This window comes from Streptomyces sp. NPDC000348 (genome assembly GCF_042898795.1).
Classification (GTDB): domain Bacteria; phylum Actinomycetota; class Actinomycetes; order Streptomycetales; family Streptomycetaceae; genus Streptomyces.
The window spans coordinates 14,261-37,557 of sequence record NZ_JBIAZD010000013.1 but is presented as its reverse complement, the minus strand read 5'-3'; the positions used below and the strand labels follow the sequence as shown (position 1 = coordinate 37,557).

Here is a 23,297-nt window from a genome sequence, read left to right as displayed (position 1 = left end):
TCAGGGGGTCGGGATCCCGTCCACGAAGGACGTGCCGGTGTCCCGGTACGCGTCGATCCTCGCGGTCACCTGGGCCGGGGTGAGTACCTGGTCCTTGACGTGCAGTACGTAGTCGACCTGCTGGTCGTAGGCGCGGGGGGTGGTCGACGTCCGGCCGTCCAGGTCGATCAGCCACTGGTTGAAGTTGATCGACATCGGGCGCTCCGGCAGGTACGCGGCGTCGTGCGTGCCGAAGTGCCGACCGTCGACGTAGTAGGTGATGGCGTGGTCGTCGATGGTCACCACCAGGTCGTGCCAGCCGGCGAAGCTCCGTCGGCTCTCGCTGTGCTGGTTGACGGCCTGCCACGGATCCGGGGCATAGGTCTCCCAGGAGGTCGTGTAGAGGATGTTGGCCGGCTCGCCCCAGCCTCCGTTGGGCAGGTACTCGAAGTCGTACTCGGCGTAGTCGTCGGCCATCGGGGCCTTGAGGTCGTTGATGGTGAAGAAGGTCTGGACGACGCGGTCGCCGTCCGGACCGTGCTTCGGGGCGTCGGAGAACCGCACGCGGGCCGCGTAGGTGCCGTTCCTGAACTTCGTGCTCTTCGTGAGGACTTCGGTGTGGACGGTGGAGGCGCCGGTGCCGGCGGTGGAGGTCTCCAGGTTCATCACCGAGTCGCCGCCCGAGGAGCCGAACGTGACCTTGGACGGGTCCCAGGTCGCGCCGGGCACGCCGGGGCCGCCGGAGTCGGACCGTACGCTCCAGCCGTGCGCGGAGAGCGCCGGGTCGGTGTGCGAGGTGTAGTCGAAGTCGTCGAACAGGGTCTGGCCGCCGCCCGGCGGGTCGGTCGGGTCCGTGGGACCGGTCGGATCGGTGGGGTCGTCGCCCTCGGGGGCGGTGCCCCACACCGTGGCGCCGGCGAGCCGGGCGGTGACCTTGTTCCAGTCCGCGTACGAGGTCCGGGCGCCGTCGAAGGAGTAGTCGTCGCTCTGCCCGAGCGTCTGCCAGTCGGACCGGTGGAAGCGCAGTTGCATGTCCCCGGTGTCGGCGCCGGGAGCCAGTGATCCGGCGGACGGGGTGAACCCGATCTCCAGATAGCGGTCGGCCGTCGCGGTGGGGCGGGCGAGCGTCCCGAACGTGCCGGTGATGGCGGAGCAGCCCCTGACCGCCCAGGAACAGGCGAAGCGGTACGTGGTGTCCGGGGCGTCGGCCTTGAAGTAGTAGCGGACCTTCACCTGGTTCAACTGCACCGGTGAGGAACCGGTGTTGCGGACCTTCAGCCAGGGCTCGCTCTGGTCGGCAGTGGCCCCGCCCGAGCCGGTGCGGTACTGCACGGTGAGGGCGCCGTCCGCGGCGGCGGCGGCGGTGGTGGCGGGGAGACCGGCCAGGGCGGCGCTGCCGAGCAGCGCGGTCAGCGCGAGTGCCGCACGGGTGCGGCGGCCGGTGGGACGAATGCTCATCCGTGTCCTTTCGCTGTGGGGGTGGCGCACGGCGGATCGTCTGCGCGGTGAGCCGGGGGCTCACGGTGGCGGCCCGGCCCGTCGTCGGGTTGACCAGTTGCCGCCGGGGCTTTACCAGTCGATGTCGAGAGAAGGTGGCATGGACCAATGTGGACGTCAACCCTTCCCGCAGGCGTTCCGGGACGGACTCCCTTGCGGAGCGGACCAGTTAGGGTCGAAGCCGTACCAGTGCCCCGACGGCCGCACGGTCTGCCACGCCGCCCGACGACGAACGGGAGTCCCGTATGGAGATCGACCGCGCCGCCTCGGGCGCCGTGCTCAAGCGTGAACGGGTCCGCGACGCGGTCCTCGAGCTGATCGAGGCCCGGCGCCCCGGCGACGCCATCCCCTCCGAACGCAGTCTGTGCGCCCGACTCGGCGTGTCCCGGCCCACGTTGCGCGCCGCCGTGGACGAACTCGTGGTCGCGGGGCTGCTGGTGCGCGAGCACGGCCGCGGCGTGTTCGTCGCCGCGGAGAAGATCACCCAGGAACTGGTCTCCGGGCGGGGCTCCCTCGCCGTGCCCCGGGCCGGCGGTGTGTGGACCGGCCGGGTCCTGGAGCTCCGCACCCTGCCGGCCGGTGCCCGGGTGGGGCGCAGACTGCGCATGTCGCCCGCGGCGCGCATCCGTTACGTGGCCCGCCTGCGGCTGGTCGACGGCTCACCCATGGCCATCGAGCACCTGCACATCCCGGCCGACCTCGTACCGGACCTGACCGGTGAGGAACTGGAACGGGGCGACCTGTACGAGCACTTCCGCGACCGGCACGGCGTGCGGGTCGGCGAGGCGGTGCAGTCCATCGAGCCCACGGTCGTGACCCGCGCGGAGGCGGACCTGCTCGAGGTGCCCGAGCTGTCGCCGGCCCTGCTGTTCGAACGCCTCACCACCGACACCGGCGACCGCCCCGTCGAGTACGTCCGCTCCCTCTACCGGGGCGACCGCTACCGCATCGTCTCCCGCCTCGCGCTCGGCCCGGTCCCCGCGCGGCCGAAGCCGCCCGAGGGGCACCATCCGGGCTTCCCGCCGGGCGACTTCGCCCCCGGCGCTCCCGTCACCTTCTCGACCCGGGGCGTGGTGCAGAGCGGCGGCTGACCGCCGTCTCGGCGCGCGGCGGACCCGGTGACCCCCAACCGTTGACAGGTTCATACCAGGGCGAGACGCTGAGAGCGCTCTCAGAACCATTCCCCCCACAGTCGAACGGAGAGGGAGCATGCTGCGCACACTCGGACGCCGGGCCATGGCGGTGGGGTTGAGCATCGTCACGGTGCTCGGCGGCTCACTGCTCGCCACCGGAGCGCCGTCCCCCGCCCACGCCGCCGCGGTCCCGGACACCATCCCCTTGAAGATCACCAACAACTCGGGCCGCGGCGAGCAGGTGTACGTCTACAACCTCGGCACCCAGCTGTCGACCGGCAGACAGGGCTGGGCCGACGCGAGCGGCACCTTCCACCCCTGGCCCGCCGGCGGCAACCCGCCCACCCCCGCGCCCGACGCCTCCATCGCGGGCCCGGCGGCAGGACGGTCCACGACCATCCGCGTCCCCAGGTTCTCCGGCCGCATCTACTTCTCCTACGGCCAGAAGCTCGTGTTCAAGCTGACCACCGGCGGCCTGGTGCAGCCCGCCGTGCAGAACCCGTCGGACCCCAACCGCGCCATCCTGTTCAACTGGTCGGAGTACACGCTCAACGACTCGGGCCTGTGGCTCAACAGCACCCAGGTCGACATGTTCTCCGCGCCCTACTCGGTGGGAGTGCAGCGCGCCGACGGCAGCACCGCGAGCACCGGCAGGCTCAGGCCCGGCGGCTACCGCGCGGTCCTCAATGCGCTCAGGGGACAGTCCGGAGGCTGGGCCGGCCTGATCCAGACCCGCTCCGACGGCACCGTGCTGCGCGCCCTGTCCCCGCTGTACGGACTGGAGACGGGCGCCCTGCCCGCGTCGGTCATGGACGACTACGTCAACCGGGTCTGGCAGAAGTACACCGGCTCCGCCCTGACCGTCGCGCCCTTCGCCGACCGGCCGGGCGTCAAGTACCACGGCCGGGTCTCGGGCGACGTCATGAACTTCACCGACAGCGCGGGAGCCGTCGTCACCAGTTTCCAGAAGCCGGACGCCTCCTCCGTCTTCGGCTGCCACAGGAGGCTCGACGCCCCCAACGACCAGGTGCGCGGCCCGATCTCCCGCACCCTGTGCGCCGGATTCAACCGCTCCACGCTCCTGACCAACCCCAGCCAGCCCGACTCCGGCTCCGGCGGCTTCTACCAGGACTCCGTCACCAACCACTACGCCCGCGCCGTCCACGCGCAGATGGCCGACGGCAAGGCGTACGCCTTCGCCTTCGACGACGTGGGCAACCACGAGTCGCTCGTCCACGACGGCAACCCGAGCCAGGCCTCCCTCACCCTCGACCCGTTCGACTGACCGCTCCCGTACGGAGGACACCGTGCCGGCGGCGGCGCGCGGACCGGGCGCCGCCACCGGACGGGGGAACGACGGTCAGCGCGGCGGCACCGGCCGCACGGCCAGGACGGCGATGTCGTCGTCGCCGTCGGTGCCCAGCCCGATGAGCAACTCGTCGCAGAGCACGTCGAGCGGCTCCCGGGCCAGGGCGGCGGCGTGCCGGCGGAGCCGCTCCAAGGCGTCGTCCAGGTGCTCTCCCCGGCGTTCGATCAGCCCGTCGGTGTACAGCAGCACCGTCGCGTGCGCCGGGATCGCGTCCCGGGCCCGGGGACGGAGCGCCCGCGGGTCCACCCCGAGCATCAGCCCCGAGCCGCCCTCCAGATAGCGGGTGCGGCCGTCCGGTTCGATGAGCAGCGGCGGCGGATGCCCGGCGGAGGAGTGCACCAGCTCCCAGGGACCGTCCCCGCGGCCCTTGACCAGGGCGTAGACACAGGTGGCGGTGGACTCGCGGTACAGGCTGTGGTTCGCCATGTCGAGGCGGTTCAGCACGGTCTCGGGCGGCTCCTGACGGTCCACCGCGATGCCCCGCAGCATGCTGCGCAGCTGGCTCATGGCGATGGCCGCGTCCAGGTTGTGCCCGGTGACGTCACCGATGACCAGTGCCGTGTCCCCGTCGGGCAGGACGAAGCCGTCGTACCAGTCACCGCCGACCTGGGCGGTGGCGGAGGAGGCCGCGTAGCGGGCGGCCAGCCGCAGGTTCTCGACCTCCGGCAGCCTCGGCAGCAGCGAGCGCTGGAGACGTTCGGCGATGTTGCGCGTCTCCTGGTGGAGACGGAGGTTGTCCACGCCCAGGGCGAGGCCGCGCACCAGGTCGTGGACCAGCGGCAGGTCCTCTTCCGTGAACGGCCTGTCCCGTCCGCGGCGGGCCACGGTGAGGACACCGATGATCTGCCGGCGGGCCCGGAGCGGGGCGACGACCGCGCTGTCCGCGCCCATGGTCCGGAACAGCCCCAGGTAGTGGGCGTCCAGGGGACTCGCGACCTGGCTGGGCGACGGCGGCCCGGTGAGCAGCAGCGGGCCCGCCCCGCGCAGCGCACGGGCCAGGGGACCGCGGGCGGAGTCGGACACCGGCGGAAGCCGGCCCTCGTACTCCGCGGGCCGGTGACCGCGGGGCGAACGGTGGGTGAGGCAGACCCGTTCGACCTGGCCGCTCTCCGTGAACAGGTCCACCGCGCACCAGTCGGCCAGCCGCCGGGTGAGGATCCGGCCCACCCGTTCCAGACCCTCGCCCAGATACGGGGCGTTGCTCAGCGCGGCCGCGGTGTCGGCCAGCAGCGACAGCCGCTCCAGCGCGGACCGGTCCGCGTCCCGGCCGGGGTCGCCGGTGGCCGGCGGCGGCAGCCGCTCCGGTTCCTCCTGTGCCAGGGACCGGACGCGGCCGGCAGGGTCCGCGGGGGGACCGGGATCCGCCGCCCGCGGGGCGAGCTGGGCGACGAAGACGGTGCGCCCGTCGGCCGTCTCCTGCGGCTGGACGAACAGCCGCACGGGGATCAGCCGGCCGTCCCGGTGCAGCGCGGGCAGCGGCACCGAGCGGCCCAGGATCCGGGGCTGCCCGCTGAGCAGCAGGGACGTGAAGGCCGCGACGTGCCGTCTGCGCAGGTGCTCCGGGACGAGTGTGGTGAGCGGCCGCCCGACGAGGTCGTCCGCGTGCCAGCCGAGCAGGTCCGCCACCGGCCCGTTCACCGCGATGATCCGGTTCCGCTCGTCGGCGGCGATCGTCGGAGCCCTGCTCCCCTGCACCTGCCCGGCGTCCCACGCCACCGGTTCCGAGGGACTGGTGCCCGGCTCCCCGGGCACCACCGTCCACGCCGTGGGGTGCGCCCCGGCCAGCTGTCCGACGATCTGGTCGAACAGCCACTGGTGGAAGAGTCGCTGCCGCGGCAGCGCGGGGAGCGTCAGCAGGCGCTCCGCGCGGGCGCCCTCCTCGGCCAGGTCGAGCACCGCGCGCAGGGTCTGCACCGACGGCTCGGCGTCCGGCGGCACCGACAGGGGCAGCGAGCGGATCGCCTGCCCGGAGGGCTGCCGCCGCAGCGCGGCCGTCACGGACGCGGTGATCAGCCGGCTCATGTCCAGCGCGACGACGAGGTCCTCCGGGGGGACACCGAGGTCGTGGCCGGCGCCGACGGCCAGGGTCACCTCCCGCAACAGGGCGTGCCGGTGCTGCTGGGCCGCCGCGTAGAGCGCCGCAGGCACGTCGAGCAGCGTCACCGTGGCTCCAGGGCCGGAGGGGTCCGCGGCGGGCTCCCACTCCTCCGGGTACCGGGGCGGTCCCTCGGGCCGCAGCTCGAACCAGACCGTCTTGCCCCGGTCACCGGTCTCGACGCCCCGCCGGGACGACAGCCCGGCGACCAGCGGCAGACCCTGTCCCGTACCGGCGCAGGGCGGGAATCCGTGCGGCACGAGCCCGTGGTCCGGCCGGCGGTCGCCGACCCGCACGCGGACCGTGCCGTCGTCGACGCGAGCGGTCACCTCGACCTCGGTGCGGGCGTGCAGGACGACGTTGGTCACCAGTTCACTGACCAGCAGCTGAGCCGTGTCCACCAGGTCCGGCGCGGCGTCGCCGAGGGCGGCCCGCACGAACCGCCGGGCCTCCGCCACGCTCTTCGGCGCCGGAGGGAACCGACGCGACGGTGTCCCGCGGGCACAGAGGTCGCCCATGACCTCAGTCTGCCTCACCGGCCCCGGCCGCTCCCCGGCCGACACGGCGGAACCCCGCCGGACGTCCTCCCGGGCGGATCCCGGGTGATCACCGTGACCGGCGGGCCCCATAAGGTGCCTCCATGTCTGCCACGTTGAACGCGGGGAGAACCCGCGCCGCGCTGCGTACGTCGGCGCGTGTCTCCGGTGAGCTGCTGCTGGTCCTGGTCGCGGCGGCGGTGGTGCTGTGGTTGCTGGGCCGGATGTGGTCGGTGATCTGGCCCCTGATAATCGGCCTCCTCCTCACCACGCTCACCTGGCCCCCGACCCGTTTCCTGCGTCGGCGCGGGCTGGCCCCCGCGCTCGCCGCGTCCCTGGTGACCGTGCTGTTCCTGCTGCTGGCCGCGGGTACCGTGGCGCTGATCGCGGTGCCCGTGGCGTCGGAGTCCGGCGAGCTGGCCGACGGGGTCGTCGAGGGCGTCGAGAGGCTGCGCGAATGGGCCGCAGGGCCGCCGCTGAACATCGACGACGCCCAGATCGCCGGTGCCTTCGACAGCGCGACCGCTCGCATCCAGGACAGCGCCGGCACCATCGCCACCACCGCCGTCACGGGGGTGAGCACCGTCTTCAGCGGCGTGGTCACGGCCGTACTGGCGCTCTTCCTGATGTTCTTCTTCCTCAAGGACGGTCCGCGCTTCCTGCCGTGGCTCGGCCGGCAGCTCCCCGGCCGGCTGGCCGCCGACGTCCCGGCCGTGGCCGAGCGGTGCTGGCTCACCCTGGGCTCGTTCGTGCGTTCCCAGGCGCTCGTCGGCCTGATCGACGCCGTGCTGATCGGCCTGGGCCTGTGGATCCTCGACGTCCCCCTGGTGCTGCCGCTGGCCGTGCTGACCTTCGTGTCCGCGTTCGTGCCCATCGTGGGCGCCCTGTTCGCCGGCTTCGTCGCGGTACTGATCGCGCTGGTGTCCAACGGTCTGACGGACGCGCTGATCGTGCTGGCCATCATCGTCGCGGTGCAGCAGCTCGAGGGCAATGTGCTCCAGCCCATGATCCAGAGCCGCGGTCTCGGACTGCACGCGGCGGTCGTCCTGCTGGCGGTGACGCTCGGCGGCGGTCTCTCCGGCATCGTCGGCAGCCTGCTCGCCGTACCGGTGGCCGCGCTGATCGCGGTCGTCTGGAACTATCTGCGCGAGCAGCTCTCCGACCCGCCGCCCGCACCGCGGGCCGACGGCTCGTCCGTCTGACCGGCACCCTCACCCACCGCACCGACAGGAGGCCCTCCATGACGTACGACCTCACCGCACTGCGTGCCCGGGTGCCCGCGCTGGCCGCCGGCACCGCGCACTTCGACGGCCCCGGCGGCACCCAGACGCCGCTGCCCGTCATCGAGGCGATCGCCGCCGCGCTGTCCCGGCCGCTCTCGATCCGCGGCGACGGCCTGCCCGGCGAGCGCAACGCCGAGACCGTGGTCGTCGAGGCCCGGCGCGCCATGGCCGACCTCCTGGGCGCCGACCCGGCGGGCGTCGTCTTCGGCCGCAGCGCCACCCAGCTCACCTACGACTTCTCCCGCACCCTCGCCGCGACCTGGGCACCGGGCGACGAGGTGGTCGTCACCCGGCTGGACCACGACGCCAACATCCGCCCCTGGGTCCAGGCGGCCGAGCGGACCGGCTGCACCGTCCGCCGGGCGGACTTCGACCCGGCCACCGGCGAACTGACCGCCGACGACATCCGCGCCCAGCTCTCCGGGCGCACCCGGCTGGTGGCCGTCACCGCGGCCTCCAACCTGATCGGCACGATGCCCCCGATCGCCGAGATCGCCCGGATCACGCACGAGGCGGGCGCCCTGCTGTACGTCGACGGCGTGCACTACACGGCACACGCCCCGGTCGACGTCGAGGCGCTCGGCGCGGACTTCTTCGTCTGCTCCCCGTACAAGTTCCTCGGCCCCCATCACGGCGTCCTGGCCGCCCGCCCCGAACTCCTGGAGACACTGCGCCCGGACAAACTGCTGCCCTCCACGGACGTGGTGCCCGAGCGCTTCGAACTCGGCACGCTGCCCTACGAGTTCCTCGCGGGCACCCGTGCGGCGGTCGACTTCCTGGCCGGGCTGGCCCCCGGGCTGGGCGGCAGCCGCCGCGAACGGCTCGCCGCGGCGTTCGAGGCGATCGAGGAACACGAGGGCGTCCTGCGCGACCGGCTGGAGCAGGGGCTGGCGGCCCTGCCGCAGGTCACCGTCCACTCCCGGGCGGCCCGGCGCACCCCGACCCTGCTGCTCACCCTCGACGGCCACCGCACCGAGGACGCCTACCGTTTCCTCGCCGAACGCGGCGTCCACGCGCCCTCCGGCAGCTTCTACGCGCTGGAGGCGTCCCGTCGCCTCGGCCTCGGCGACACCGGCGGCCTGCGCGTCGGACTGGCCCCCTACACCAGCGGTGAGGACGTCGACCGGCTGCTGACGGGCCTGTCCGCCTTCCTGGGGCGGAGGACGGACGCGCATGGGTGAGGACGGCGGTCTCACCTACGGCCCCCGCGCCGTCACCGCCCCGCAGGCCCCGGTCTGGTCCGCGTCCCCGCCCGGGTTCCGCCGGTTCGAGACGACCGTGACGATCGGACGGGGAGAGGACGTCTGGACCGCCGCCGGCGAGGCGGTGCTGCGGTGGGAGGTCAAACGGCGCAGCGGCTTCGCCGTCGCGCCGGCCGACGGGGGCGGCATCGGCGCGCGTGAGCGCGGGCGGTACACCGTCACGGCCGGCCTCGGCCGGTGCGTCGTGCGGGAACCGGTCGAGGTCGTCGCCGTGGTGGAGACCGGGGACCGGTGCGGTTTCGCCTACGGCACCCGCCGGGGCCACCCGGTCAGCGGGGAAGAGGCCTTCGTCGTGCACCGGGACGGCGACGGCCGGGTCCTGCTGACCCTGCGTTCCCTGACCCGGGCGGCGCCGGCGGGCCCCTGGCGCCCGCTCTTCCCCGTTCTCCTGTCGGCCCAGCTCCTTGTGCGCGGGCGCTACCTCCGCGCCCTGCGGGACGTGGGGGTCAGGAGTACAGGGCCGTGATCTCGTCCGCGTAGGCCTCCTGCGCCGCCCGCCGCCTGACCTTGAGCGACGGCGTCAGGAGTCCGTTCTCCTCGGTGAACTCGCCCTCGATCAGGGTGAAGGCGCGGATGGACTCCGCGCGGGAGACGGCCTCGTTGGCGTAGTCCACGGCCTTCTGCACCTCGGCGCGCATCCGCGGGTCGCGGACGACCTCGGACATCGGCGTGCCGGCGGGCAGCCCGCGGACCGCCAGCCAGTGGGCGACCGTCTCGGGGTCGAGGGTGATCAGCGCGGCCACGAAGGGGCGGTTGTCGCCGACGACGAGGCACTGGCCGACGGGCGGGCGGCTGCGCAGCCGGTCCTCCAGCACGGCCGGGGAGACGTTTTTGCCGCCGGAGGTGACGAGGATGTCCTTCTTGCGGCCGGTGATGGTCAGATAGCCGTCCCCGTCCAGGGAACCGAGGTCGCCGGTGGCGAACCAGCCGTCGGTGAGCACCTCGTCGGTGGCGGCCGGGTCGTTCCAGTACGACCCGAAGACGATGCCGCCCTTGATCCGCACCTCGCCGTCGTCGGCGATGCGGACCGCGGTGCCGGGGACCGGGACCCCGACCGTGCCGGGGCGGGGGCCCAGCGGCGGGACGAGGGTGGCGGCGGCGGTGGTCTCGGTCAGGCCGTAGCCCTCGTAGACCATGATCCCGGCGGCGTAGAAGAAGAGGTTGAGGTCGCGCTCCAGCGGGGAGCCGCCGCTGATGGCGTAGCGCGTCCGGCCGCCGAGTTCCTTGCGGACCCGGCGGTAGACCAGCAGGTCGTACAGGGCCCAGGCGGCGTACAGACCGGGGCCGGGCCCCCTGCCGCGGCCCAGGAACCGGTTGAGGTGGGCCTCGCCGAAGCGGACGGCGACACGGTGGGCGCGTTCGAAGGAGGCGCCGCGGCCGATCTTCTCGGCGGTGGCCCGGCCGGTGTCGTGGATCTTCTCGAAGAGGTAGGGCACGCCGACCAGGAACGTCGGGCGGAACGCCTTGAGGGCGGGACGGAGTTCGTCGGGCTTGATGCTGGGAAAGTGGCCGATCTCGATGCGGGCGAGCAGGCAGGCGATCTGGATGGTGCGGCCGAGGACGTGGGCGAGCGGGAGGAAGAGCAGGGTCGAGGCGGTCTGGCCCGTGACCTCCTTGAAGACGGGGTGCAGCAGTTCGACCGTGTTGACGGCCTCGGCGTACAGGTTGGCGTGGGTGAGGACGCAGCCCTTGGGGCGTCCGGTGGTGCCGGAGGTGTAGCAGACGGTCGCGACGGTGCCGGGGGTCAGGGCCGTACGGCGCTTGGTGACCTCCTCGTCGGGGACGTCCCGGCCGAGTGCGGTGAGCTCGGCGAGGGCGTCCGCGTCCAGTTCCCACACGCGCGGGGGCCCGCTTCCGGCGGCGGTGCCGGTGAGGACGGCGGCCGTGTTCCGCGCGGTCTCCGTGACGACGTGCCTGGCGCCGGAGTCACGGACGATCCACCCCACCTGCTCCGCGGAGGAGGTGGGGTAGACCGGCACGGTCCGGCCGCCGGCGGACCAGACCGCGAAGTCCAGGACCGTCCACTCGTAGCGGGTGCGGGACATCACGGCGACCCGGTCGCCCGGTTCCAGGCCGGCGGCGATCAACCCCTTGGCCACGGCGGTGACCTCGTCGGCGAAGGCCGCCGCCGTCACCGGGCGCCAGGCGCCGTGCTCCTCGCGCCGCAGCACCACCGCGTCGGGGGCCTCGGCCGCGTTGGTGAACGGGATGTCGGCCGTGCTGCCGGTGGTCCGCCGCGGGGCCAGGGCCGCCGTACGGGCCTCACGCACGACACCGTGTTCGTCCCTGACGGTCTCGACCCCGGCCCTGCTCGACAGATCCGTGCGTCGTTTCGCCCGTTCCAGATCCTTGCGTACGCCCATGACGGCTCCCGGTCGCGGCTGGTGCTCTCGTGCTGGTGCTGCCGTACTTACTCCGGAGTAAACTTACCTGTGCGTAAGGATGAGTCAATGGGCCGGGGCCGCTCCGGTGTCCGCGGGGGCGCCGGAGACCGGCACGGTCCGGTGGGCGGCGCCCTCGCGCGGCCGGTCCGTCCGGGGTCGCCGGGGACTCCGGGGCGGCCCGCTTCCGGCGGCGGACCCGGGATGTCGACGACGGGCGCGAGGGGGGCGGCGGACGTTCGCCGGCCGGCCCGCCCGGTCCGGGTGGCCGGGCCCCCGGACCGGCGACCGGTCCTCCTCGCCCGTGCGGGCCCCGTCCGCGGTGACCGTGGAGCCGTCGCCGCTACGCGGCCAGCCGCTCGGCGAGGGTCTTGGCCCTGAGGGTCGCGTCCTGGTGGGCGCGCTCGCGGGAGCTCTCGTAGAGCGGGACCAGTTCGGCCATCGCCGGGTTCTGCGGGGCCATGGTCAGCTCCGGGACGATGAAGTCCAGGTCGAGGCCGAGGAAGTCGACCAGCACCGCCCGCAGGTAGTTCTGCACGTACTCGTAGCCCTCGCGCGGGGTGCCCGGCGCGTAGGAGCCGCCGCGACTGGCGATCACGGTGACCGGGGTGCCCTTGGCGGAGGGGTTCTCGCCCGCGGTGCGGCCCATCAGGGCCACGTTGTCCAGCCACGCCTTGAGCGTGGAGGGGATCGTGAAGTTGTACATAGGGGCGCCGATCAGCAGCGCGTCCGCCCGCTCGAACTCCTCGATCAGCTTCAGGCGCGCGGCGAAGGCGGCGGCCTGCCCGGGAGTGTGCGTGGAGGGATCCGCGAAGCCCGCCGTGTGGGCGTCGGCGCTGAGGTGCGGAACGGGGTCGGTGGCGAGGTCGCGGTGGATCACCGTGCCCTCGGGGTGCTGCTCCTCCCATGCCGTGCGGAAGGTCTCCGCCACGGCGCGGGACGCGGAGAGGGACGCCGGGAGTACGGAGGAGTCGATGTGCAGAAGGGTGGCCATCGGGGGTCTTCTCCCATGAACGCAGGGGCGGTGACGCAGGGACGCCATCGCTGAGAATTCGTACTCGACTATGAATAACACAGGGGCTTACTTTTTTTCACCCCCTTGTGGAGGGGTAGTACCCTGGGGGCATGGCGGTCGAGCAGGCGCATGGGTCAGAGGCGTGCAAGAAGGTGGACGGCGGCATCAGCCGCGTCTTCCAGCTGCTCGGAAAGCGCTGGACCGGCCCGATCGTGGCCGTGCTGGTGGAACAGCCGGCGTACTTCGCCGATCTGCGCCGGGCCGTCCCCGGCATCAGTGAGCGCATGCTCTCCGACCGGCTGACCGAACTGGGCGCCGCGGGACTCGTGGTCCGCGAGGTCGACGAGGGACCGCCGCTGCGGGTCGCCTACCGTCTGACGGAGTCGGGCGCGGCGCTGGGGCCCGCGCTCAGGGAACTCGGCAAGTGGGCCGAGGCGCATCTGCCCGAGGGCGGGCCGTGCACGGAGCCGACGGGCCGCTGAGGCCGCCGGGGCGTCGGACTACTCCTCGAACAACGCCTCCTGCTCGCCCTTCTCGCCCTCCTCGGCCTTCCGCAGCCGCCGGACGCGCGCCCCCACCGTCATCGTCGTGGCCGCCGCGGTCACCGCGAAGGCCGCCGGGATCATCCAGCTCCGGTTGACCGCGTGGCCGAGCGCGTGGTCCAGGGAGAGCCGGCCGGGGCCCGTGACGGCGAGTCCGGCGGCCGTCAGGCCCAGGGACGCGGCGTACTCGAAGCCGCCCTCCTGGTTGAAGAAGCCGTTGGGCGCGTGCACGGCGGACGCGCCCGCCATCGCGCCGGCCGCCGCGGCGCCCGCCGCCGGGGTGGCGAGACCGAGCGCGAGCAGCACGCCCCCGCCGGCCTCGGCGAGGCCCGCCGCCGTGGCGCTCGCCCTGCCGGGCGCGTAGCCGATGGACTCCATGAACTGGCCGGTGCCCTCGAGGCCGCCGCCGCCGAACCAGCCGAACAGCTTCTGCGCGCCGTGCGCCGCGAGCACCCCGCCCGTTCCCAGCCGGAGCAGCAGCAGGCCCAGATCACGTCGGTCGTAACAGGTCACGTCGTCTCCCGGAGCAGTGGCTTGGCCCGCCCACCGTCTCATCCCCACCACCGGCACGGCGCGCCACCGGTCGCCGTTCGGGTGACGCGGGTGGCGGGGCCCGGCGGCCGGTACGACGCTGGCGGACATGGCGATTCAGAGCACGCGTCTCAGCGACCCCGCCGTCCGCGCCTTCGTCAGGGCCGTCAACCACCACGACCGGGACGGTTTCCTGGCTCTGCTGGCGCCCGGTGCCACCATGGCGGACGACGGCTTCGAGCGTGACCTCACCGAGTGGATCGACCGGGAGATCTTCTCCTCCCACGGGCACCTGGAGGTCGACAACGAATCCGGCGGCGGCCGCCGCCTCCTCGCCCGCTACAGCAACGACACCTGGGGCGAGATGCGCACCCGGTGGTCCTTCACCGTCGACGACGACGGCCGCATCTCCCGCTTCGAGACCGGTGAGGCCTGACCCGGACCCGGACCTCCCCGCCCGGGCCGGCCGTGGCCCGCCCCCCACGTGGCCGGCGCGGCGGCCGCCCGCCCGGCCGCCCTGGCGCCGTCCTGGCACCGGCCCGACGCCGTCGCCCCGGCGGCCGTGGCGACGGCGCCGACGGGCGCGGCCACCGCGGACGGGATCGGCGGCCCCGGCACCGGCCCACCGGACGAGCTGTTCGGGATCCCGGAGCGGTGCTCCACCGGCACGCGTGGGGGCCGCTGGGAAGAAACGCTTCTTCTCCGCGGCCCCTCACCCCGTCGGCGGGCCGGGACGAGTGGTCCGGTTCACATGGCGTACCGGACCCGCCACCGACACGATGGTCCTCGTCACCGGCAGGCTGAAGGGATCGAGAATGTTCCGCAAGGTGCTGGTCGCCAACCGCGGCGAGATCGCGATTCGGGCGTTCCGCGCGGGCTACGAACTGGGTGCCCGAACCGTCGCCGTCTTCCCGCACGAGGACCGCAACTCGCTGCACCGCCTGAAGGCGGACGAGGCGTACGAGATCGGCGAACCGGGACATCCGGTGCGGGCCTACCTCTCGGTGGAGGAGATCGTCCGCGCCGCACGCCGCGCGGACGCCGACGCCGTCTACCCGGGCTACGGATTCCTGTCGGAGAACCCCGAGCTGGCCAAGGCCTGCGAGGAGGCCGGCATCACCTTCGTCGGACCCGACGCCCGGATCCTGGAACTGACCGGGAACAAGGCCCGTGCGGTGGCCGCCGCCCGCGAGGCCGGGGTGCCCGTGCTCGGCTCCTCGGCGCCCTCCACCGACGTCGACGAACTCGTCGGCGCCGCCGACGGCATCGGCTTCCCCGTGTTCGTCAAGGCGGTCGCCGGCGGCGGCGGCCGCGGCATGCGCCGCGTCGAGGACCCCGCCCGGCTGAGGGAGGCCGTCGAGGCGGCGTCCCGGGAGGCGGCGTCCGCGTTCGGTGACCCCACGGTGTTCCTGGAGAAGGCCGTCGTCGAACCCCGCCACATCGAGGTGCAGATCCTCGCCGACGGGCAGGGCGACGTCATCCACCTGTTCGAACGGGACTGCTCGGTGCAGCGCCGCCACCAGAAGGTGATCGAACTCGCGCCCGCGCCCGACCTCGACCCCGGGCTGCGCGACCGCATCTGCGCCGACGCCGTGAACTTCGCCCGGCGGATCGGCTACCGCAACGCCGGCACCGTGGAGTTCCTCCTCGACCGGGACGGCAACCACGTCTTCATCGAGATGAACCCGCGCATCCAGGTCGAGCACACGGTGACCGAGGAGGTCACCGACGTCGACCTCGTGCAGGCGCAGCTGCGCATCGCCGCCGGCGAGACGCTCGCCGACCTCGGTCTCTCGCAGGAGACCGTCACCCTGCGCGGCGCCGCGCTGCAGTGCCGCATCACCACCGAGGACCCCGCCAACGGCTTCCGTCCGGACACCGGCCGGATCAGCGCCTACCGCTCGCCCGGCGGCTCCGGCATCCGCCTGGACGGCGGAACCACCCACGCCGGCACGGAGATCAGCGCCCACTTCGACTCGATGCTGGTGAAACTCACCTGCCGGGGCCGGGATTTCGGCGCCGCGGTGGGCCGGGCCCGGCGAGCGGTGGCCGAGTTCCGCATCCGCGGCGTCGCCACCAACATCCCCTTCCTGCAGGCGGTCCTGGACGATCCGGACTTCCAGGCCGGACGCGTCACGACGTCGTTCATCGAGCGGCGTCCCGAACTGCTCACCGCCCGCCACTCCGCCGACCGCGGCACCAAGCTGCTGACGTACCTCGCCGACGTCACGGTGAACAAGCCGCACGGCGAGCGGCCCCAGCTGATCGACCCGCTCACCAAGCTGCCGCCGCTGCCCGCGGGTGAGCCGCCGGCCGGCTCGCGGCAGCGGCTCGCCGAACTCGGCCCCGACGGCTTCGCCCGCCGGCTGCGCGACTCGCCGACCATCGGCGTCACCGACACCACGTTCCGCGACGCCCACCAGTCGCTGCTCGCCACCCGGGTCCGCACCAAGGACCTGCTCGCCGTCGCCCCCCTGGTGGCGCGCACCCTGCCCGGGCTGCTCTCGCTGGAGTGCTGGGGCGGCGCCACCTACGACGTCGCCCTGCGCTTCCTCGCCGAGGACCCGTGGGAGCGCCTGGCCGCCCTGCGGGAGACCGTGCCCAACATCTGCCTCCAAATGCTGCTGCGCGGCCGCAACACCGTGGGCTACACCCCGTACCCGACCGAGGTGACCGACGCCTTCGTCCAGGAGGCGGCGGCCACCGGAATCGACATCTTCCGCATCTTCGACGCGCTGAACGACGTCTCCCGGATGCGGCCCGCCATCGACGCCGTGCGCGAGACCGGCACGGCCGTCGCCGAGGTGGCCCTGTGCTACACCGCCGACCTGTCCGACCCGTCCGAGCGGCTCTACACCCTGGACTACTACCTGCGCCTGGCCGAGCGGATCGTGGAGGCGGGCGCACACGTCCTGGCCGTCAAGGACATGGCCGGACTGCTGCGGGCCCCCGCGGCGGCGACGCTGGTGTCGGCCCTGCGCCGGGAGTTCGACCTGCCGGTCCACCTGCACACCCACGACACCGCCGGCGGCCAGCTCGCCACCTACCTCGCCGCGGTCCAGGCCGGCGCGGACGCGGTCGACGGAGCGGTGGCCTCGATGGCGGGCACCACCTCCCAGCCCTCCCTGTCGGCGATCGTCGCCGCGACCGACCACTCCGGGCGCCCCACCGGACTGGACCTTCAGGCCGTCGGCGACCTGGAGCCCTACTGGGAGAGCGTCCGCAAGGTCTACGCCCCCTTCGAGGCCGGCCTGGCCGCGCCGACCGGCCGTGTCTACCACCACGAGATCCCCGGCGGGCAGCTGTCCAACCTGCGCACCCAGGCGATCGCGCTGGGCCTGGGCGACCGCTTCGAGGACATCGAGGCGATGTACGCCGCCGCCGACCGGATGCTCGGCCGCCTGGTGAAGGTCACCCCCTCGTCGAAGGTGGTGGGCGACCTGGCGCTGCACCTGGTGGGCGCGGGCGTCTCCCCGGAGGACTTCGAGAAGGAGCCGGACCGGTTCGACATCCCGGACTCCGTGATCGGCTTCCTGCGCGGCGAGCTGGGCACCCCGCCCGGCGGCTGGCCCGAGCCGTTCCGCAGCAGGGCCCTGCGGGGCCGCGCCGGGCCCAAGCCGGTCCGGGAGCTGACCGCCGACGACCGCGCCGGCCTGGCGAAGGACCGCAGGCCGACCCTCAACCGGCTCCTCTTCCCCGGCCCCACAAGGGAGTTCGAGACGCACCGCCAGTCCTTCGGCGACACCAGCGTCCTGGACAGCAAGGACTTCTTCTACGGGCTGCGCCCCGGCACGGAGTACGGCGTCGACCTCGATCCCGGTGTGCGGCTGCTCATCGAGTTGCAGGCGGTGGGCGACGCCGACGAGCGGGGCATGCGCACCGTGATGTCCACCCTGAACGGTCAGCTGCGGCCGATCCAGGTCCGCGACCGGGCGGCGGCCTCCGACGTCCCGGTCACCGAGAAGGCCGACCGGGCCGACCCCGGCCATGTGGCGGCCCCCTTCGCCGGTGTGGTGTCCCTCGCGGTCGCCGAGGGCGACGAGGTGGCGGCCGGTGCCACGGTCGCCACGATCGAGGCGATGAAGATGGAGGCCGCGATCACCGCCCCGAAGTCCGGCACGGTCACCCGGCTGGCCATCAACCGTGTCCAGCAGGTGGAGGGCGGTGACCTCGTCGTGGTACTCGCCTGAGCCGGGGGCCGGCCCCCGGCCGGCCCGGCGACCGGGAGTGACGGCAGGGACCGTCCGCCGCACCCCGGCCGCCCCCTCGACGAGCCGGCTCCGCCCCGCCGGGCGGATCCGGACGTCGACGCGACCCGGCTGATCCGTGCCGGGAGCGGCCCCGTGTCCCGCGAACAAGCCCGCGCCGGTGAGCTGTGGGACCGTAGATTGTGCGTTGGCCAGAACAGCCTTCGAATGACTACGGACGGTACTCATGACCGACCCTGCCGCGGCGCCCGGATCAGCGCAACAGAAGATCGACACCTCGGTGCCGCACTCGGCCCGGATCTGGAACTACTGGCTGGGCGGGAAGGACAACTACCCCGTCGACGAGGAGGCCGGCGACGCCTACACCGCCGTATTCCCCGGAATCGTCACCATCGCCCGCAGCAGCCGTGCCTTCCTGCGCCGCACCATCACCTACCTGGCCGGCGAGGCGGGCATCCGGCAGTTCCTGGACATCGGGACCGGACTGCCGACGGCCGACAACACCCACCAGGTCGCCCAGCGGATCGCCCCCGAGTCCCGGATCGTCTACGTCGACAACGACCCGATGGTCCTGGCCCACGCCCGCGCCCTGCTCTACTCCACCCAGGAGGGGGCGACCGCGTACGTGGACGCCGACATCCTGGACCCGGACCGCATCCTGGAGATCGCCGCGCGGACGCTGGACCTCAGGCGTCCCACCGCCCTCATCCTCAGCAACATCCTGGGCCACATCGCCGACCACGACCGGGCGCGCTCCGTCGTCACCCGGCTGATGGCCGCACTGCCGTCCGGCAGCCACCTCTCCGTCAACGACGGCTCACGGGGCGTCGACCCCGTCTTCGAGCGGGCCCAGGACGCCTACAACGAGAGCGGCGCCGTGCCCTACAACCTGCGCACCGTCGACCAGATCACGGCGTACTTCGAGGGTCTGGAGCTGCTCGAGCCCGGCGTCGTCCCGGTCCCGCTCTGGCGTCCGGACGGCGACACGCCCACGCCGGAGGTCGTCGCCGAGCACGGGGGACTCGCCCGCAAGCCGTAGGTTATTCGGTGGACAACACCGGTGTGGGCGGCCAGCGTTGACGCAATGGGCCAAGAAGAGATCTGGAACGCCGACGCCGCGCGGCGCTATGACACCCCCGGCACCGGAATGTTCGCCCCCGAGGTACTGGGACCGACCGTGGACCGCCTCGCCCTGCTCGCCCGGGGCGGGGCGGCGCTCGAGTTCGCCATCGGCACGGGCCGGGTCGCCCTCCCGCTCGCCGCACGCGGAGTCCCCGTCACCGGGATCGAGTTGTCCCGGCCGATGGTCGAGCAGCTGCGCGCCAAGGCCGACGAGACCACCATCCCCGTGCTCATGGGTGACATGGCGACCACCGCCGCGCCGGGCGAATACACCCTGGTGTACCTCGTCTTCAACACCATCGCCAATCTGCTCACCCAGGCCGAGCAGGTCGAGTGCTTCCGCAACGTCGCCCGTCATCTCGGCCCCGGCGGACGGTTCGTGATCGAACTGTGGGTGCCCGAACTTCGCAAGCTGCCACCGGGCGCGCCGGCCACGGTCGGCCTGTCGGAGCCCGGATACATCGTCCTCGACACCTACGACACCCTCGAACAGCGGGTCGTCTCGCACCACTTCCATTTCGACGGCACCAAGCAGGCCGAACTGTTCTGCACCCCGCACCGCTACATCTGGCCGGCCGAACTCGACCTCATGGCCCGACTGGCCGGTTTCGAGCTGGAATCCAGGCACGCCGACTGGGACGGCGCCGAATTCACCGCCGAGTCGCGCTCCCACGTCTCCGTCTACCGCCTCCCGGTCTCGCCGTAATCACCACGCCGTCCCGGCGCCGCCCCTTACATCGATGAAGACTGCCCACCGAACCGACTTTGAACTCATCGAGTACAAAGTCTGGACGGGTTGAGCGGAAGTCTCCTAGCGTGTCGCCGCAACCGTTGGCGTTTCGCCCATTCGGTACCGGAGTCATCCGGCCCTCCGGTCGACCCAGCAGGAGGAAGCATGGACGCACGGCTGTACCGGCACGCCCGAAGATCCCTGACAGGACTGCTCGTCGGCGCGTTCGTCGCGGGCGGGCTCTGGGGCGCCCCCCTGGCATCGGCCCGGCCGGGCTCCGCACCGCGGGCCGACGTGCCGCCGCAGGAGCCCGGCGTCACCCTGCGCGTCTTCGACGTCCAGGTCCCGCTCGAGAGGATCTGCACGCTCAAGCCCGGACAGACCCCCAACGTCGACAAGCTGATGCCGACCGTCGACTGGAGCACGACCGGCGACTTCGGCGGGTTCGCCGACAACTTCGTCACCCAGGTCACCGGCAACATCCATGTACCGGCCGACGGTTCGTACACCTTCCGGCTGACCAGCGACGACGGCTCACGGCTGCTGATCGACGACCAACCGGTCATCGACCACGACGGGCTGCACGGCGCCGAGCCCAAGGACGGCACCGTCCAGCTCACCGAGGGCATGCACGCGTTGCGCATCGACCACTTCGAGCGCGGCGGCGGGGAGCAGCTCACCCTCGCCTGGCGGCCGCCGGGCGCCGACGGCTTCGCGACCGTGCCGAACACGGCGCTGAGCACCGACGCCGGCGTGGTCCGGGTCACCGCCCCGGGCCGCAAGGAGTGCGAGGGCGTCAGGGACTCGCCGGGCGACGGCCTCCCGCTCAACTCGGTACGCCCCGACCACACCCTGACCGACCTGCGCCCCGAGGGCTTCGAGCCGCAGGTCACCGGCATGGACTGGCTGCCCGACGGCCGTCTGGTGGTGAGCACCTGGGGCGGCACCGACAACACGGCCGGCGAGGTCTACGTCATGGACGAGGTCACCGGCACCACCGGCCCGGACAAGGTGAGGGCCACGAGGATCGCCGAGGGCCTCAAGGAGCCGATGGGCCTAAAGGTCGTCGACGGCACCGTCTTCGTCTCCCAGAAGCACGAACTGACGGAGCTGGGCGACAGCGACGGCGACGGCGTCATGGACGAGTTCAAGACGATCGCCACCTGGCCCCACGGCGGCAACTTCCACGAGTTCGCCTTCGGACTGCTGTACCGCAAGGGCTACTTCTATCTGAACCTCTCCGTCGCCATCAACTACGGCGGCGCCACCACGGATCCGCAGCCCGCACCCGGCCGCGGCACGACCGTCAAGGTCAACAGGAAGACCGGTGAGGTCAGTTACCTCGCCGGGGGCCTGCGCACCCCGAACGGCATCGGCTGGGGCCCCGGCGGCGACATCTTCGCCACCGACAACCAGGGCGGCTGGCTGCCCTCGTCGAAGCTGGTCCACATCAAGCAGGACCGCTTCTTCAACCACTACACCAATCCCGCGGGCCCCTTCGACTCCGAGCCGGTGACCCAGCCGGTGCTCTGGCTCCCGCAGAACGAGATCGCCAACTCGCCCAGCACGCCGCTCCACCTGACCAAGGGCAGGTTCAAGGGGCAGATGCTGATCGGTGACGTCACCTACGGCGGTCTCCAGCGCGCCTACCTGGAGAAGGTCGAGGGCCAGTACCAGGGCGCGGTCTTCCGCTTCACCCAGGGCCTCGAAGCCGGCGTCAACCGGATCACCATGGGTCCCGACGGCGCGATCTACGCGGGCGGTCTGGGGGCGGACGGCAACTGGGGCCAGGAGGGCAAGCTCAGGTACGGCCTCCAGAAGCTGACGCCGAACGGCGGCAACACCTTCGACATCCAGGCCATGCGGGTCAAGAAGGGCGGCTTCGAGCTGGAGTACACCCAGCCCCTGTCGCAGGAGACCGCTGACAACCTTGTCAGCCACTACGAGGCCGAGCAGTGGCGCTACACCCCGACCCGTGACTACGGCGGCCCCAAGATCGCCGAGGAGACCCTGGAGGTGACCTCGGCGAAGCTGTCGGGCGACCGCAGGAAGGTGACCCTGGCCGTCGAGGGACTCAAGGAGGGCCGCGTCGTGCACCTGCGCTCCCCGCGCCCGTTCGGCTCGGCGTCGGGCGAGACCCTGTGGAGCACGGAGGCCTGGTACACCCTCAACGCCATGCCGGGCCGGCAGCCCGCACCGGGTCCGCTGTACGAGGCCGAGGAGGCGGCCCTCACCGGCGCGGCCGGCATCAACACGGACCACCGGGGCTACTCCGGCAGCGGATTCGTCGACCGGTACGGCACCCCGGGCGTCACCACGACCTTCGACGTCGAGGTGGACCGCAGCGGAACGTACGACCTGGGGCTGCGCTACTCCAACGGCCCGAACCCCTTCCAGGGCACCAAGTCCCTCTCCCTGTACGTCAACGGCCGGAAGGTGAAGCAGACCGAGTTCCGCAGCACCGGCGACTGGGACACCTGGTCGACGCAGACCGAGGCCCTGCGCCTGCGCGCCGGGCACAACACCGTCGCCTACCGGTACGACGAGGGCGACACCGGCCACGTCAACCTCGACCTCCTCACCGTCGACCGGCACGGCAGACCGGTCGACCTGTTCGACGGCGACGGACTCGACCGGTGGCAGCACACCGACGGGCGCCCGGTGCAGTGGCCCGTCACCGACGGCGCGACGGAGGTCTGCTGCGGGGACATCCGCACCAAGAACAGCTACGACGACTTCAAGCTGCACGTGGAGTACCGGCTGCCGAAGCTGCCCCCGGACGTGACGGGCCAGGACCGCGCCAACAGCGGCGTCTACCTCCAGGACCGCTATGAGCTCCAGATCCTGGACTCCTACGGCGACACCACACTCGACACCAACGAAGCGGGAGCGATCTACCTGAAGAAGGCCCCTGATGTGAATGCCGCCAGGGCACCCGAGACCTGGCAGTCGTACGACATCGTCTTCCGCGCGGCACGCCACGACGCCGAGGGCAACAAGACGGCCGACGCGCGGGTCACCGTGGTGTGGAACGGCAAGAGGATCCACGACGACGTCGCGATCGACGGTCCGACCGGAGGCGGGGCGCCCGAAGGTCCCGCGGCCGGGGCGATCCGGCTGCAGGACCACGGGAACGCGGTGCGCTACCGCAACATCCGTATCGAACCGCTCGGTTAGCGCGCGGGCACCGGGTCCGGCGTCGTGCCGTCCGCAGCGGAGGGCAGGGCGCCGGGCTCCTCGTCCTCGGCCGTGCCCGGGCCGCGCAGACCCGTCATGCCGAACGCGGTCAGGGCGGCGGCGACGGCGGCCGCCGCACCGCACACCAGGTACGCGGTGCCGAAGCCGCTGCCCAGGGCCTCCGGGGCGACGCCGTGCGCCGCCGAGCCCGGGGTGCCGGGCGGCAGGCTGTTCACGGCGATCGGGCCGCCGGCGGAGGCGATCTCACGGGCCGCCGCGGCCCGGCCGCCGTTCAGGCCCACCCCTCGCGGCTCGTGCTGCCGTTCACGAAGCGTGGGGCGGCGAACGGGGAGCAGCCGGCCCGCAACGCCCGGACGGCGAATCCGGAGGGCGGGTGCCGGTGCCCGGTGGCAGGCTGAGGCCAAAGGGAACCAGCG

Annotated in this window: 17 protein-coding genes; 11 read left to right on the top strand and 6 right to left on the bottom strand. The window is 72.7% G+C overall.

The window, feature by feature from the left end; translation table 11 throughout:
* Complete coding sequence (locus ACFY3N_RS24330; RefSeq protein ID WP_390818819.1) at nt 1-1,437, bottom strand: cellulose binding domain-containing protein; 1,437 nt, start codon at nt 1,435-1,437, stop codon at nt 1-3.
* 284 nt (nt 1,438-1,721) lie between these two features.
* Here ACFY3N_RS24330 and ACFY3N_RS24325 point away from each other — a divergent pair, with 284 nt between their 5' ends.
* Nucleotides 1,722-2,567, top strand: a complete 846-nt coding sequence (locus tag ACFY3N_RS24325) for a GntR family transcriptional regulator (protein WP_390818818.1) — start codon at nt 1,722-1,724, stop codon at nt 2,565-2,567.
* 118 nt (nt 2,568-2,685) lie between these two features.
* Complete coding sequence (locus ACFY3N_RS24320) at nt 2,686-3,894, top strand: glycoside hydrolase family 64 protein (RefSeq protein ID WP_390818817.1); 1,209 nt, start codon at nt 2,686-2,688, stop codon at nt 3,892-3,894.
* A 75-nt stretch (nt 3,895-3,969) separates the two neighbouring features.
* Here the strand turns inward: ACFY3N_RS24320 and ACFY3N_RS24315 are convergent, their stop codons facing one another.
* Nucleotides 3,970-6,591 carry a SpoIIE family protein phosphatase gene (locus ACFY3N_RS24315; RefSeq protein WP_390818816.1) on the bottom strand — a complete coding sequence of 874 codons (2,622 nt, stop codon included), beginning with the start codon at nt 6,589-6,591 and terminating at the stop codon, nt 3,970-3,972.
* Between the two features lie 122 nt (nt 6,592-6,713).
* Between ACFY3N_RS24315 and ACFY3N_RS24310 the strand changes: the two genes are divergently transcribed.
* From ACFY3N_RS24310 to ACFY3N_RS24300, 3 genes are read left to right on the top strand one after another with little or no spacing between them, the layout of a single operon-like run.
* Nucleotides 6,714-7,811 carry an AI-2E family transporter gene (locus tag ACFY3N_RS24310; protein ID WP_390818815.1) on the top strand — a complete coding sequence of 366 codons (1,098 nt, stop codon included), beginning with the start codon at nt 6,714-6,716 and terminating at the stop codon, nt 7,809-7,811.
* Nucleotides 7,812-7,849: 38 nt separating this feature from the next.
* Complete coding sequence (locus tag ACFY3N_RS24305; RefSeq protein WP_390818814.1) at nt 7,850-9,073, top strand: cysteine desulfurase-like protein; 1,224 nt, start codon at nt 7,850-7,852, stop codon at nt 9,071-9,073.
* Nucleotides 9,066-9,620: a DUF1990 family protein gene (locus ACFY3N_RS24300; protein WP_390818813.1), complete on the top strand. Its 555-nt coding sequence runs from the start codon at nt 9,066-9,068 to the stop codon at nt 9,618-9,620. The genes ACFY3N_RS24305 and ACFY3N_RS24300 overlap by 8 nt, the downstream gene beginning before the upstream one ends.
* On the opposite strand, the gene ACFY3N_RS24295 is transcribed toward ACFY3N_RS24300, so the two are convergent.
* Nucleotides 9,601-11,517, bottom strand: a complete 1,917-nt coding sequence (locus tag ACFY3N_RS24295) for an AMP-dependent synthetase/ligase (protein WP_390818812.1) — start codon at nt 11,515-11,517, stop codon at nt 9,601-9,603. The two genes, ACFY3N_RS24300 and ACFY3N_RS24295, sit on opposite strands and share 20 nt — an antisense overlap.
* A 361-nt stretch (nt 11,518-11,878) precedes the next feature.
* On the bottom strand, nt 11,879-12,529 hold the full coding sequence (locus ACFY3N_RS24290) for an FMN-dependent NADH-azoreductase (protein ID WP_390818811.1): 651 nt from the start codon (nt 12,527-12,529) through the stop codon (nt 11,879-11,881).
* 131 nt (nt 12,530-12,660) lie between these two features.
* Here ACFY3N_RS24290 and ACFY3N_RS24285 point away from each other — a divergent pair, with 131 nt between their 5' ends.
* Nucleotides 12,661-13,032 carry a winged helix-turn-helix transcriptional regulator gene (locus ACFY3N_RS24285; protein WP_390818810.1) on the top strand — a complete coding sequence of 124 codons (372 nt, stop codon included), beginning with the start codon at nt 12,661-12,663 and terminating at the stop codon, nt 13,030-13,032.
* Between the two features lie 18 nt (nt 13,033-13,050).
* Here ACFY3N_RS24285 and ACFY3N_RS24280 read toward each other — a convergent pair whose 3' ends face one another.
* Nucleotides 13,051-13,605 carry a DoxX family protein gene (locus ACFY3N_RS24280; RefSeq protein WP_390818809.1) on the bottom strand — a complete coding sequence of 185 codons (555 nt, stop codon included), beginning with the start codon at nt 13,603-13,605 and terminating at the stop codon, nt 13,051-13,053.
* Between the two features lie 127 nt (nt 13,606-13,732).
* Here ACFY3N_RS24280 and ACFY3N_RS24275 point away from each other — a divergent pair, with 127 nt between their 5' ends.
* From ACFY3N_RS24275 to ACFY3N_RS24255, 5 genes are all read left to right on the top strand, one after another.
* Nucleotides 13,733-14,059 carry a nuclear transport factor 2 family protein gene (locus ACFY3N_RS24275; protein ID WP_390818808.1) on the top strand — a complete coding sequence of 109 codons (327 nt, stop codon included), beginning with the start codon at nt 13,733-13,735 and terminating at the stop codon, nt 14,057-14,059.
* 379 nt (nt 14,060-14,438) lie between these two features.
* Nucleotides 14,439-17,813, top strand: a complete 3,375-nt coding sequence (locus tag ACFY3N_RS24270) for a pyruvate carboxylase (RefSeq protein ID WP_390818807.1) — start codon at nt 14,439-14,441, stop codon at nt 17,811-17,813.
* 244 nt (nt 17,814-18,057) lie between these two features.
* Complete coding sequence (locus ACFY3N_RS24265) at nt 18,058-18,870, top strand: SAM-dependent methyltransferase (RefSeq protein WP_390818806.1); 813 nt, start codon at nt 18,058-18,060, stop codon at nt 18,868-18,870.
* Between the two features lie 45 nt (nt 18,871-18,915).
* On the top strand, nt 18,916-19,659 hold the full coding sequence (locus tag ACFY3N_RS24260; protein WP_390818805.1) for a class I SAM-dependent methyltransferase: 744 nt from the start codon (nt 18,916-18,918) through the stop codon (nt 19,657-19,659).
* Between the two features lie 189 nt (nt 19,660-19,848).
* The gene (locus ACFY3N_RS24255) at nt 19,849-22,860 is read left to right on the top strand and encodes a family 16 glycoside hydrolase (RefSeq protein ID WP_390818804.1); all 3,012 of its coding nucleotides are present in this window, start codon (nt 19,849-19,851) and stop codon (nt 22,858-22,860) included.
* On the opposite strand, the gene ACFY3N_RS24250 is transcribed toward ACFY3N_RS24255, so the two are convergent.
* Complete coding sequence (locus ACFY3N_RS24250) at nt 22,857-23,162, bottom strand: hypothetical protein (protein ID WP_390818803.1); 306 nt, start codon at nt 23,160-23,162, stop codon at nt 22,857-22,859. The two genes, ACFY3N_RS24255 and ACFY3N_RS24250, sit on opposite strands and share 4 nt — an antisense overlap.
* Nucleotides 23,163-23,297: the final 135 nt, after the last annotated feature.

Bases quoted from the DNA above. Each gene is read 5' to 3' on its own strand.
- ACFY3N_RS24330 (WP_390818819.1), bottom strand. From the start codon at position 1,437: ATGAGCATTCGTCCCACCGGCCGCCGCACCCGTGCGGCACTCGCGCTG.
- ACFY3N_RS24325 (WP_390818818.1), top strand. From the start codon at position 1,722: ATGGAGATCGACCGCGCCGCCTCGGGCGCCGTGCTCAAGCGTGAACGG.
- ACFY3N_RS24320 (WP_390818817.1), top strand. From the start codon at position 2,686: ATGCTGCGCACACTCGGACGCCGGGCCATGGCGGTGGGGTTGAGCATC.
- ACFY3N_RS24315 (WP_390818816.1), bottom strand. From the start codon at position 6,591: ATGGGCGACCTCTGTGCCCGCGGGACACCGTCGCGTCGGTTCCCTCCG.
- ACFY3N_RS24310 (WP_390818815.1), top strand. From the start codon at position 6,714: ATGTCTGCCACGTTGAACGCGGGGAGAACCCGCGCCGCGCTGCGTACG.
- ACFY3N_RS24305 (WP_390818814.1), top strand. From the start codon at position 7,850: ATGACGTACGACCTCACCGCACTGCGTGCCCGGGTGCCCGCGCTGGCC.
- ACFY3N_RS24300 (WP_390818813.1), top strand. From the start codon at position 9,066: ATGGGTGAGGACGGCGGTCTCACCTACGGCCCCCGCGCCGTCACCGCC.
- ACFY3N_RS24295 (WP_390818812.1), bottom strand. From the start codon at position 11,517: ATGGGCGTACGCAAGGATCTGGAACGGGCGAAACGACGCACGGATCTG.
- ACFY3N_RS24290 (WP_390818811.1), bottom strand. From the start codon at position 12,529: ATGGCCACCCTTCTGCACATCGACTCCTCCGTACTCCCGGCGTCCCTC.
- ACFY3N_RS24285 (WP_390818810.1), top strand. From the start codon at position 12,661: ATGGCGGTCGAGCAGGCGCATGGGTCAGAGGCGTGCAAGAAGGTGGAC.
- ACFY3N_RS24275 (WP_390818808.1), top strand. From the start codon at position 13,733: ATGGCGATTCAGAGCACGCGTCTCAGCGACCCCGCCGTCCGCGCCTTC.
- ACFY3N_RS24270 (WP_390818807.1), top strand. From the start codon at position 14,439: ATGTTCCGCAAGGTGCTGGTCGCCAACCGCGGCGAGATCGCGATTCGG.
- ACFY3N_RS24265 (WP_390818806.1), top strand. From the start codon at position 18,058: ATGACCGACCCTGCCGCGGCGCCCGGATCAGCGCAACAGAAGATCGAC.
- ACFY3N_RS24260 (WP_390818805.1), top strand. From the start codon at position 18,916: ATGGGCCAAGAAGAGATCTGGAACGCCGACGCCGCGCGGCGCTATGAC.
- ACFY3N_RS24255 (WP_390818804.1), top strand. From the start codon at position 19,849: ATGGACGCACGGCTGTACCGGCACGCCCGAAGATCCCTGACAGGACTG.